At 42.9% G+C, this 12,052-nt stretch carries 11 protein-coding genes; 3 read left to right on the plus strand and 8 right to left on the minus strand.

Annotation, left to right across the window (positions count from 1 at the left end):
• Window positions 1-18: 18 nt before the first annotated feature.
• Window positions 19-756: an electron transfer flavoprotein subunit beta/FixA family protein gene (locus tag ACFSR5_RS12235; protein WP_380904142.1), complete on the minus strand. Its 738-nt coding sequence runs from the start codon at window positions 754-756 to the stop codon at window positions 19-21.
• Between the two features lie 368 nt (window positions 757-1,124).
• Between ACFSR5_RS12235 and ACFSR5_RS12240 the strand changes: the two genes are divergently transcribed.
• Window positions 1,125-1,463, plus strand: a complete 339-nt coding sequence (locus tag ACFSR5_RS12240; protein ID WP_380904143.1) for a tetratricopeptide repeat protein — start codon at window positions 1,125-1,127, stop codon at window positions 1,461-1,463.
• A 65-nt stretch (window positions 1,464-1,528) separates the two neighbouring features.
• Complete coding sequence (locus tag ACFSR5_RS12245) at window positions 1,529-1,942, plus strand: copper resistance protein NlpE (RefSeq protein WP_380904145.1); 414 nt, start codon at window positions 1,529-1,531, stop codon at window positions 1,940-1,942.
• Window positions 1,943-2,067: 125 nt separating this feature from the next.
• On the opposite strand, the gene ACFSR5_RS12250 is transcribed toward ACFSR5_RS12245, so the two are convergent.
• The 4 genes from ACFSR5_RS12250 to rsmI form a co-directional block, all read right to left on the minus strand.
• Window positions 2,068-3,204 (minus strand): cysteine desulfurase family protein, encoded by a 1,137-nt coding sequence (locus ACFSR5_RS12250; protein WP_380904147.1) that lies wholly within the window; start codon window positions 3,202-3,204, stop codon window positions 2,068-2,070.
• Window positions 3,205-3,399: 195 nt separating this feature from the next.
• Window positions 3,400-5,037, minus strand: coding sequence for an apolipoprotein N-acyltransferase (gene lnt, locus ACFSR5_RS12255; RefSeq protein ID WP_380904149.1), 1,638 nt, complete (start codon window positions 5,035-5,037; stop codon window positions 3,400-3,402).
• A 2-nt stretch (window positions 5,038-5,039) separates the two neighbouring features.
• Window positions 5,040-5,744 carry a PH domain-containing protein gene (locus tag ACFSR5_RS12260; RefSeq protein ID WP_380904151.1) on the minus strand — a complete coding sequence of 235 codons (705 nt, stop codon included), beginning with the start codon at window positions 5,742-5,744 and terminating at the stop codon, window positions 5,040-5,042.
• A 45-nt stretch (window positions 5,745-5,789) separates the two neighbouring features.
• Window positions 5,790-6,458 carry a 16S rRNA (cytidine(1402)-2'-O)-methyltransferase gene (gene rsmI / locus ACFSR5_RS12265; RefSeq protein ID WP_380904153.1) on the minus strand — a complete coding sequence of 223 codons (669 nt, stop codon included), beginning with the start codon at window positions 6,456-6,458 and terminating at the stop codon, window positions 5,790-5,792.
• A gap of 503 nt (window positions 6,459-6,961) precedes the next feature.
• Between rsmI and serS the strand changes: the two genes are divergently transcribed.
• A complete protein-coding gene (serS, locus tag ACFSR5_RS12270) occupies window positions 6,962-8,233 on the plus strand; it encodes a serine--tRNA ligase (RefSeq protein ID WP_380904155.1) in 1,272 nt (423 codons plus the stop codon).
• 422 nt (window positions 8,234-8,655) lie between these two features.
• On the opposite strand, the gene ACFSR5_RS12275 is transcribed toward serS, so the two are convergent.
• The 3 genes from ACFSR5_RS12275 to ACFSR5_RS12285 all read right to left on the minus strand — a co-directional run bounded on the left by ACFSR5_RS12275 (window position 8,656) and on the right by ACFSR5_RS12285 (window position 12,030).
• The gene (locus tag ACFSR5_RS12275; RefSeq protein ID WP_380904157.1) at window positions 8,656-9,357 is read right to left on the minus strand and encodes a class I SAM-dependent methyltransferase; all 702 of its coding nucleotides are present in this window, start codon (window positions 9,355-9,357) and stop codon (window positions 8,656-8,658) included.
• On the minus strand, window positions 9,354-10,529 hold the full coding sequence (gene pncB, locus ACFSR5_RS12280) for a nicotinate phosphoribosyltransferase (protein WP_380904159.1): 1,176 nt from the start codon (window positions 10,527-10,529) through the stop codon (window positions 9,354-9,356). The genes ACFSR5_RS12275 and pncB overlap by 4 nt, the downstream gene beginning before the upstream one ends.
• 121 nt (window positions 10,530-10,650) lie before the next feature.
• Window positions 10,651-12,030 carry a DUF6600 domain-containing protein gene (locus tag ACFSR5_RS12285; protein ID WP_380904161.1) on the minus strand — a complete coding sequence of 460 codons (1,380 nt, stop codon included), beginning with the start codon at window positions 12,028-12,030 and terminating at the stop codon, window positions 10,651-10,653.
• Window positions 12,031-12,052: the final 22 nt, after the last annotated feature.

Here is a 12,052-nt window from a genome sequence, read left to right on the forward strand (position 1 = left end):
TTTATCTTTTGAACCTGTTTAAATAACTTTAGCCTCTTTGTGTAATAGTTCCACCAATTGTGCCACATTGTCTTTTTCGATCAGTTTTACTGCACCACGCGGGGTGGGTGTTTCAAAAATATTAATCGTGGAAAGTACGGGTACGTCTATTGGTTCGATAACCTGCAACGGCTTGGTTCGGGCTGTCATAATCCCACGCATATTCGGTATTTTCGGTTCAGCAACTCCCTCCGCTGTTCCGACAACCAACGGAAGTGACGCCGTTAACACCTCTTTACCCCCTTCTATTTCACGATCTATGGTCGCCTCATTTCCTTCGATAGTCAACTTCTTGGCGATCGAAACGGAAGGCATACCAAGTAGTTCGGCCAAGAACCCTTGAACTTGCGCCCCATTGTAGTCGATCGATTCCCGTCCGGTAAGTATTAAATCGAATTGTTGTGATTTGACAAATGTTGCAATTTGGTTGGCAACGAACCAAGCATCACGCGGCGCTGCATTAATACGCACTGCATCGTCAGCTCCTATTGCAAGAGCTTTACGAATCGTTGGTTCTGCAGATGCTTCTCCTACGTGGATGACTGTTACTGTCGCCTTTCCGCCTTCGGCCAACTCTACGGCTTTAGCCAACGCTATCTCGTCATACGGATTGATAATGTATTGTACACCAGTTGTGTTAAAGATTGTGTTGTTGTTTGTAAACGTTATTTTCGATGTCGTATCGGGAACGTTACTCATGCATACAAGTATTTTCATCAGATAATTTTTAGTTTTAAGTGGTGTGAGTGATTGCACCTACGGCTACTTCCTTTTAGGTGGTTCCTCTGACTTTGTATTTACACAAACGTATTATTTTTTAGAGGTAAAAACAAGGATGTTGGGTTAAAATTTGCGAAATATCTAGGATGCTATTTTAAATATTTTTTAATTATCTGAAGTTAATTAAAGCTTCCATTTCATTATTTTTAAAAAAACGCGAGAATTGTTGATTTTTTGTTAGAAATGAATCGATTCTACTTCTGGTCACCTTAGTGTCATTTTTATATGCTAGCATAGTATTTTTTATTCAGAAGGAATTATTAAATACTTATCGCATTTCGTAGTTTTGTCGTCCTATACGATACATGATGACACGAATAGATGATTTACTCGGATTTTTAGCAGAGAGTCCAAACGACCCCTTTTTAAAATATGCGCTGACAATGGAATATAGGAAGGTCGGCGATGTATTGAAAACTCGGGAGGGATTCGAAGACTTGATTGCTAAACATGCAGATTATGTAGGGACATACTATCATTATGCAAAGTTTTTAGAAGAGCAAGGTGAAAAAGAACATGCCATAAGTATTTATCAGTCTGGTATGCTGGTTGCAGATCGTATGCGAAATAGACATGCCTATAACGAGTTGTTAGGTGCCTATCGGTTAGCATTAGGTCTCGAGGAAGACGATTGGGACGAGTAAGGTTAAATGTGCACGTATTTCAGTTTGTGGTATCCTTTTTGTTATGGTTATCAAAAAATGATCGAATGCGTTTCGTTGTATATATAAGTGGACTGTTAGTTGGTCTGTTTTTGTGGATTGGTTGCATAAACACTCGAACAAATGCGAGTATTGAGAGCAATAAATTTGGCAAAATCACAGAAGGTAGACTGTTAGGAGCGTATCGTGGAGAACTGCCTTGTACAGACTGTGAGGCGATCGCAACGGTATTGACGTTAGGCAGCAATCGTTCGTACACGTTAGAATATGTCTATGTAGGGAAAAGTACGGAAGCTTTTTCTAAAACTGGTACTTGGAAGTTGGAAAACGAGTTTCTGAATTTGGAAGGCTTGGATTATAAATATAAGGTGGAGCCCAACCAACTTCGACAATTGGATTTGTCGGGTAGGGAAATAACCGGTGATTTAGCAGAGCGATACGTGTTGCGCGTACTGGAATAAAAGTGAATCTAATGTGTAAAAAAAAGAGTTTAGCCATCGTTAAACTCTTTTTTATTTTTTCATGCGTGTTTGCCACTTGCCAGTGCGGCTTAATTGTAGCGAGCCTTAACGAAGAGCACCTTGTTTTATTTATGACTTTCGCAAAGATCTTTAACGGTTTTTACAACAAAATCAACTTCTTCTTTCGTATTGTATTTGCTAAATGAAAAACGAACAGACGGACGGAGCGAATCGCTTGATAGAGCTCGTAGCACATGGCTACCTATTTCCGATCCAGAACTACACGCACTTCCTCCAGAAGCGGATATGCCCGCAATGTCAAGGCTGAAAAGGAGCATATCAGCGATCTCTGTACAAGGTAGGGAAACGCTTAGAACTGTATATAACGAATCGTTCGCGTGAACGTTTCCGTTAAATCGGACATCCGGAATCGCCTGTTGAAGCTCTGTACGCATATAATCTTTCAAGCCTTGGATATGCTGTTGATGTACATCCATCCCTTCGTAACAAAGTTCTAAGGCTTTGGCCAGTCCAACAATACCATACACGTTTTCTGTACCGCCTCGCATATTTCGTTCTTGGGCTCCTCCATAGATTAACGGTTGTATTTTATTCCGGCCATTGACGTATAAGAATCCTACGCCTTTTGGTCCGTGGAATTTATGAGCCGCCCCTGTAATAAAATCTATGTGAAGATCGGAGAGATCATGTCTGTAATGACCCATCGTTTGTACCGTGTCGGAATGAAAAACCGCATTATGTTCCTGACAAATTTCTGATACCTTCTTTATATCGGTTAGATTCCCAATTTCGTTATTTGCATGCATTAGTGAAACGAACGTTCGGGGGCTATTTTCAAGAAGCTCCTGAAGGTGATCCAGATCGATATTTCCTCGTTCATCAAGTCGAACGTAGGATAAATTGATTAAGCCCCGTTTTTCCTGTTCTTCCAGCGTGTGTAATACAGCATGATGCTCTATCGGAGAGGTGACGGCGTGCGTTATGCCCAAATCGATAATAGAACGTACAATGGCCATATTATCGGCTTCAGTTCCCCCCGATGTGAAGAAAATTTCTGAGGGAGAGGCTTTTAATAAACCTGCGATCATCCTTCGTGCCTTCTCTATAATAGTTTTCACTTGACGACCATGAGTATGAATGGAAGAGGGGTTGCCAAAATTTTCGCGCATGGCTGCCGTCATGACACCGATCACTTCTGGTTCCAGTGGTGTAGTTGCGGCATTATCGAAATATACTTGCATCTCGCAAAAATAAACAAAGCAAATGTAAATCCCTATAATCTTTATGTAAGGAACTGCTAAGACGGGTCGCCTCAGGGTGTGTTAGTCAGACTATAGCGTTGGCCTAGGAAATGTATGAGAAGATAGGGATCCCATTTAAATGAGCAAGTACAACAGTGTTTCAAACGGCTGTTGTGCGCGGATGTCGAGCTCCGATTAAGTATTAGGAAAGACTGGTGTTTTCTGCTTTTTTTTGCTAGAGAAAAGTAGAAATACTGAAAATACCCCGCCTACTAGGGCAAGGAATAAGATCAAATCACCGTATCTTGTATAAAAAGTTAATTCTTCATTTAAGTTAATTTCTTGCGCTAAAGCATTGGGCTGCCACCAACTTGTCTTCTGGACGATATCGCCGCGCTGGTTGATGAATGCTGAGATACCCGTGTTTGCCGATCGGGCGACCCAGCGACGATTTTCAATGGCACGCAGTTTAGCATATTGCAGGTGCTGATCTTTTCCGGACGTGTCTCCCCACCAACCGTCATTAGTCACAATGGCTATGAATTGCGCGCCTTGTTTGATGTACCCTGTGACGTAGTTTCCCCAGATTGACTCGTAACAAATGACCGGAGCTGCGCCAATGCCGCTTCGGGTATAAAAAACCGAAGGCTTGTCTTGACTGCCGTATCCACCAGTAGATCCTCCGAAGTGGGCGAAAAGCGGTTTCATAAAAGCTAAAGCACCACCGAACGGCATTTGCTCGACGCCCGGAACGAGTTTGGATTTATGATAAAATTGCAATTTACTTGATTGGTCAATTAGTACCGCAGCATTAAACGGATCGAAGAAACGGCCAGGAACTACCTCACGTGCGGTGGGCGTTTTGGGAAAAGTGTACAACTGATGGCTTTCGATACCGGATAAAACGTTCCCATTTTTGTATTTATTCAAGAACTGCACCGTCCGTTCATACGCTGGATAGCTTCTGAATTCATTTTCATCGATCCCCCCAGAGGCTGAAATAGCGGTCTCCGGCCATATAAAAAATTCGGTATTTGGTTGGGCAACACTTTCAGAAAGACGGACTAAGTCTTCCAGTTGCTCCTGTGGTGGAATATTTCTTAGTTTACCATAAGGATCAACATTAGGCTGTACCACGACGACGTGAGAAGGGTTGATGTGTTCGATATAGTTGTAGTATATAACCAATGATATTGCTATAGGTAATATCGACCAGACAACTAGCGACAAGGCTAATAAATTATTGTTAATCGCCTCGATTTTCTCTCGAATCTGCCACACCAACATAAATAGGAGGATATTTGCTCCCCATATCCAAACGGAGCCTCCGAAAATACCGGTATAGCTGTACCATTGTATCAACTGGTGAAAATTAGCAAAACCATTGCCTAATGTCATCCAGGGGAACGCTAGGTCCCAACATTGGTGCAGGAACTCGTAACCTAACCAGCATGAAACGAGCCCTATAAAGCTGTACCAAATGGATGTTTTTTTTCGCAGCTGGTAGTAGGCTCGAAATACTGTTGCCATGAGCAAAGGAGCCAGTCCGAAAGGGATCAAAGCGATCAATATGGCCACATAACCCGGTAGGTATGCACTCATGGCGTTATAGACCCAATAAATAGAGGCCGTGTTCCAAATAAATCCAGTCAAGAACGCGAGCCAAAATATCTTCTTTCCTTTGCGGGTATATTCTCCTCGCATTATACGTTCGATAGCGTAAAGCAGAGGAACAAAACCCATAAAAAGTAGGGGGCTACTATAGGGTATAGGCGGCCATCCTAACCAAAGTATGATAGCGCTACCCAGCGCCAAAAGATAGTTTTGTCTCACAGTTATAACTTCGTTAATAGTTCGGTCTTTTTGTTTTCATATTCAGCTTGCGTAATCAGTTGTCGATCGTATAAAGATTTCAGTTTTCGGAGCTTCAACGTTAACTCATCGTCCTCCTCAATAGATATGGGGGCTGTTTGTAGCTGGTCGGGAGCTGACGAGATTTGTACACGAGGTGGCTCAACGGGTTCCTGCTCGTCTTTCTTGTCAGAGTGATTCGGGACGGGGTAGGCTTCGGTGGATATTTCCTCCTTAGATACCATAGCTGAAGTAGGGGGTGACGCTATATCACGGCTTTGCGGAGCTTTGATGACGGTTTTGTTTTCCTGCTCTAGGGCGTCTTTTATTAATTGATATAATTTTCTTGCTTGTATTTTCGGTATATAATCTATGGTCAAATTCTCGCCTGCGAGCGGGATCACCGTTACTTTTGATCCGAAAATTTCCTCTTTAAATGCGATGTCCTTAATGTCAGCCCAAGAGAAAATTTCAAAGTTAGTCGCCAAACCAAGCTTTGTGAATTCGGATAAGAAGATTCGTTTGTTACTCACTGTAATACTATCCGGCAACAGCGTGACCGCAGGTTTTTTCTGTAACGAAATATATTGGATATATTCCCCCCCGGTTAGCATATCCAATATTTTATCATGGATTTTCTCCACCACTTTGGCGTCTTGTCCATCTTGAATATATTTTTCTATGTTCATGTTAAACGTAAAGAATCGATTGTGTCAAACAAAATTGCGCATGTATTAATTACCTAAACCTGCTACACAAAATACGAATTCTCCTTTTATAGGATGGTTTTCAAAATGTAATTTTAGTGTTGCGAGAGTACCTCTGATGGTTTCCTCGTATAGCTTACTAAGCTCACGGGATACGGATGCCTCCCTGTCCTCTCCAAAATGGTGTATGCACTCTTCAATGGTCTTCAAAATTCGGTGCGGTGATTCATAAAAGACCATGGTTCGGTATTCGAGCGCGAGTTGTTTTAGACGCGTTTGTCTGCCTTTTTTTACGGGTAAAAATCCTTCAAAGCAAAATCGATCATTGGGTAACCCAGAATTTACAAGCGCTGGCACGAAAGCTGTGGGGCCCGGCAGACATTGGACCTCGAGCCCTTCCTTAATAGTCTCTCGAACCAATAAAAAGCCAGGGTCAGATATAGCCGGTGTTCCAGCATCGGAAATAAGCGCGATGTTTTGTCCTTCCTTTAAGAATTTAATGATTTCGGCAACAGCTTTGTGCTCGTTGTGTTGATGGTGTGCGAAGACCTTTTTTTCGATGCCGAAATGTTTAAGTAGAGGGGCGCTAGTGCGCGTGTCTTCAGCCAATATCAAGTCCGCCTCTTTTAAAATGCGTATTGCCCGAAAAGTTATGTCCTCCAGATTGCCAATAGGCGTTGGTACCAAGTAAAGCATGTTCAAAGGTAGTAAATAGTCGTGAGTACTTTATAGCGGAAATACGGAAAGCGCCGATCGGCTAAACGTTAAGGTAAGGAAAAATGAACCAAAAGTTAGGTAGAACCAATTGAGAGAATCTTGAACAGGATTGGCCAAGTTTTAGTTCTCATTAGTATACCCAACTCCTAGTCTTCTAGGCTGACGTGGTCGTCTCCATCATATCCCAACTCCAGCAAATCGGTGTAAAGGTCTTGTTCGAAAATTTCTAAGTCTTTTAACATAACTATTGTGTTTTTTTAATACATCAAAAGTACTCCTAGCCTATGAACTAAAAATTACGAGTTTATCAATTAATTGTTAATTCGTTGTCTATTTCTTCAAAAATATATTATATTTTTAATATTTCAAATATTTGTATATCATTTTTGCAAACAATATGTCGTTTTATTGTATTGTTTAATAAAATGGTGTTTATCGTTTACACTTCTTATATTTGTTCCACTAATTATTCATTTCATTATATGTTACAGATAAATTATATCCGTGAAAACAGGGATTCCGTAATCGAACGATTGGCTGTGAAGAATTTTAAAGACGTGGCGTTAATTGACGAGTTAATTCAATTAGATGAGTCGCGTCGGAGCATTCAGAACGAATCGGACGCGATTGCGGCGGAAGCCAACACTGCTGCGAAGCAGATTGGAGACTTGATGCGCCAAGGAAAGAAAGAGGAAGCCGAGGCCATAAAGTCATCTTCTTCCGGATATAAGGAGCAAATCAGGTTACGCACAGAGCAGTTGGCGGAAGTAGAAAAAGAGTTGCATGATAAATTGGTGCAATTGCCGAATCTGCCCCATGCATCAGTTCCGACGGGCACATCTGCGGATGATAATGAGATCGTCTTGACACATGGAGAAGTACCTTCATTACATGAAGGCGCTTTACCACACTGGGACTTGCTATTAAAATATGATATTGTAGATTTAGAACTAGGGGTGAAGGTTACAGGAGCTGGATTTCCTGTATATAAAGGTAAAGGTGCTCGTCTGCAACGCGCGATGATCAATTTCTTCTTAGACCAAGCTGTGGAAGCAGGTTACTCAGAAGTACAAGTTCCTGTGGTGGTGAATGAAGCATCTGCCTTTGCGACCGGACAGTTACCGGATAAAGAAGGGCAGATGTATCATGTTGGGAACGATGATTTGTATCTTATTCCTACGGCGGAGGTGCCGGTGACTAATTTATATCGTGACGTAATTGTGAAAGAAGATCAGTTTCCGATAAAGCATGCGGCTTATACACCATGCTTCCGGAGGGAGGCGGGTTCTTACGGAGCACACGTTCGCGGCTTGAATCGATTGCATCAATTCGATAAGGTTGAAACGGTGCAAATAGTACACCCCGAACGTTCCTATAATGCTATTGAAGAAATGAGTAGCTACATACAAGGTCTGTTGCAAAAATTGGAGCTTCCCTATCGCGTTCTTCGTTTATGCGGAGGGGATATGAGTTTTACATCCGCTTTAACTTATGATATGGAGGTATTCAGTGCCGCTCAACAGCGTTGGTTAGAGGTTTCTTCAGTTTCTAACTTTGAAACATATCAGTCTAATCGTCTGAAGGTACGTTTTAAAAATTCCGAGGGAAAAATGCAACTGGCACATACGTTAAACGGTTCAGCTTTGGCATTACCTCGGATTGTAGCCTCTATTCTGGAAAATAATCAAACAGAGAAAGGGATACGTATCCCAACGGTGCTTGTTCCATACACCGGATTCGCGTATATCGATTAGTTCTGCTGTTTCATGCAGGCTTACTCCTGCATAAGTAGCTTCGCTCTATTGTTGGCGAGGAGAAAGAAAGCCGACATGGTCTCCATTGCGGCTTCAGTTTCCTTGCTTCTCGCTATTTTTTTGCGTCTCACTATCGAACTCCTCCTTTCTTACCTCTGTGGGTGCAGTTTTAATTTTTTTTGCGGTTAACGTAAGTGTACAAATCATGACTAGCCAAAGCGCAGGTGCAACACCACGATCTAGACGTCGCTGCGGTTGTGCCGGAAGTGGTGAACAAAGATTCACGATCTGGTCAGCGTAGGGCAAAAAAATGACAAAATTATCCTAAGTGATGACGGACAGAAGTGACAATCTTATCGGAATAATTTTGGATACGCTTCTGTTCTTTGTATCTGTCGTGTTCACCAGTTTGTTTGCCAATATTATTTTCTTGGTTCCATACGAACTAGGTATTGGTCGTTGTCATCCTCAAAAAGGATCTGTACCACCCAATTTTCTTCGCTAGCGATATGGATCAGTTCTTGTTGATCAATATACAGCCAGGCAAAAGGCTCTCCACGTACACCCTTATATTCGTATTGAAATTGAATTTCTCCTAAGTAGTGCATCGGTTTTGGAATACGATATTCTTCGTATAGATAGGCTATATTCGACGAATCAAAAAGCAATTGACCTCGGTCAGAGAGTAAAGTTTTGCTATGTCGAAGGAGTTGTCGAAATCCAGTTAATGATCCGGCGAGGCCTATACCATTCATTAGAAAAAGTAAAGTATTATACCGTCTATTTTTCAGCTTAAAAAAATCTGTGTGTATAACTTGCTGTACACCACGTTGGGTCATCACATCACACGCTGTTTTCGATTGTTCAACGGCGTCCACGTTAAATCCCTGTTTTTGCAAATATAGCGCATGACTACCTACTCCAGCACCCACATCGAGCACGCGGCCGTCGCACAAGGCGAGTGCAATATGTTCCAATTCAGGAAAATCCTCTTCGTCGCGAAAGAATACCTCTACGGGCATATCTTCAGTGTCGCCATAGCTGCTGTGCAGGAGCAACGGCTCTTCTACTGTTTGGAGCGTATGGAAGTCGTACAAGGCTTCACCGTAAACGTCGCGTCTCATTCGTCTTGGATTTTTAAGATTTCTTTTGCTATGCTTATTTCTCTAGCCGACCCTGTGTGTTTATTTGGTTCGTCAGACAGTTTGATTACTTCTGTCCATTCGCCGTCTTCCGGTTTTGCTTCCACCATTTTTAAGACAATGTTCATGCGCGGCAATCCCACATCATTCGTTAGGTCGGTGCCGATACCAAAGGAATGTCCAATTTTCCCTTCGCAGAAGTTTACAATGTGTTCGACCTTTTCATAGTCCAGTCCGTCGGAAAATATAATGGTTTTCGAACGAGGGTCAATTCCGTGTTTTTTGTAATGATCGATTGTCATTTGTGCAAAAACAAGCGGATCGCCACTATCATGCCGTACTCCATCAAATAGCTTAGTGAGCTTTTTATCGAATTGTTTGAAAAATACTTGTGTAGTATAAGTGTCCGATAACGCTATTCCGAGGTCGCCTCGGTATACTTCTGACCAGTGTTCCAATCCGAGTAGGTTAGCCATTTTGTATCCGTATTTCGCGGCGTGGAACATAAACCACTCGTGGGCATGCGTTCCTATTGGCGTAGTTTCATACTTCATGGCCAGATGTACATTTGATGTCCCGATAAACGTCCGGGAAGGATGATTCTTCAACGTGTGTAGCACCAGGTCGTGTACTTCGTAAGAATGTCTACGTCTTGTGCCGAAGTCAGCAAGTGTAATATCAAGTTTATCGTATTTGACCATTTTATCTTCCACGATCTGACACACCTCCGGGTTTGAGAGCCGTACAGCATCATTGAGCTCGTAATAAAGTTCGCAGATCAACGACATGATCGGTACTTCCCAGAGGATCGTCCTGTACCAATACCCTTCGATGCTAATGGTCAGCTCTGTCTCTTCCTGTGTGATACGTACTTCCTCGGGATCATATCGATAACCCTGTAGAAAATCGAGATAGGTGGGGTCGATGTAAGGACATTTTTCCCGTAAAAATTCTTTCTCAGCTTTGGTTAATTTCAATTGCGCCATCTCTTGGATAGCATCTCGAAGCCGTTCGTTGAATCCTGGCGGGAAGCGGTGTTTACCTCTATTGATAAACTGGTATCTAGCTTGTGCTTTTGGAAACAGTTTGCTGACAGCAAATTGCATGGTGAACTTATAAAAATCGTTGTCGAAAATAGATTTCAAGTAGGCCATCGTCTCTGTTCGTATAAAAATGAATGGTTGAAGTTAGGAAATTGTTATAGGATTACAAGCTGAACAAACAAAAAAAGCGGATGGTCATCCACCCATCCGCTTTTTCGTTCATTCTATTTGTTTATCTGGAACTGCGTCCATTTCCACGTTCTCTCGTCGCATTTCCGCTTGATTGTCCTCTTGATGCGGCTCCACCAGTACGACGTTCGATGTGAGAAGAGCTTTGTCGGCTCACCTTAACTGGAGCGCTGTTGCGTTGGCTTGTCGACTGATATATCCGTTGGTTTGGAGTACTTTGTCGTCCTTGGCTTCTGGGACGGTTGTCGCTACGATTTGGGGTCCCTTGTTGTCTCCCTTTGCTGGAACGTTCCATGGTGTTTCTGCTACGTTCCGGCTGACGAGTATTCCGACTACTTTCCATGCGCGGTTGTGCTGTTGCAGGAGCTTGTTCGTGACGTATCCGTCTTGAGGATGAACTATTTCGTTCGTTTCGAGATGGAGTCGTTGTTGTCGAGCGTTCGTTTATCCGTTGAACGCGTTGCGTATTGCGATTGCTCGACGAATTATTGCGATCGAAAGGTGTAGCGCGTTCGTTGGATGTACGTTCAGAAGAAGTATTTCTCCGTTCTACACGTTTCTCCGCTGAATTTCTATTGTTGCCGTTGTTACGAGTTGGATTGTCACCGATATAACGTTCATTTTTACGAGAACTTCCAGATCCTGTTCGCGCGCTTCTGTTGTCATCCCTGCGGACCGTATTCCGATCGGATCGAGCACCGCCGCGATCCGGTCTGTAGATTGAAACTGAACGACTATCCATTCGGGAGCGACCAGGGCGATCCGATGTGCGAATTGTACGTACATCTACGCGGCGACCTAAGTGGCGTTCAATATCTCGACGTTGTGGCCCACCATAATAACGGTGATTGTTTACAATGTATGTATTGTGAATAATCGTTGTACGATTATAAATATTGCGGTTTCCGTAACTCCAATGGCGATGAATGTAAGGGTCATAAATTCGACGAGCAGGTAAGAATATCCACAGATTTAGCGGTATGCCTACTGACACCGTTACGCCAACAGCAGGTGCCATAGGAGCCCAACCGTAATAATCACCTCCACTTCTCCAGTCTACCCAAGCAGGTCCCCATTCGTACCCCGGGATCCATCCCCAACCATTGTAGTTGGTATACACCCAGCGTCCGTAATGGAATGGAGCCCACCCCCAATCGTAGTTCGATACCCACGTATTGCCGTATTCTGTCATGGTCCAGTAACCATTCGTACCATATGGGCGAAAATCACGATCAACGTCAGGAAACCAAATGTCGCCATAGTTGGCATCGCGATCCCAATATCCATACGGAGATAGCTCGTCATAGAATACGTCGAATGACACCGATCCGTAAGGTTGTGCGGCCGCTTGTTTATGTGAAAATACACTGAAAACAGTCGCTATAAAGGCGATAAGTAGTGTAGATGTCTTCATGCGTTTCATGGCATTTTGTTTTTAGTAAAAC

This window comes from Sphingobacterium suaedae (genome assembly GCF_042684625.1).
GTDB classification, from domain to species: Bacteria; Bacteroidota; Bacteroidia; order Sphingobacteriales; family Sphingobacteriaceae; genus Sphingobacterium; species Sphingobacterium suaedae.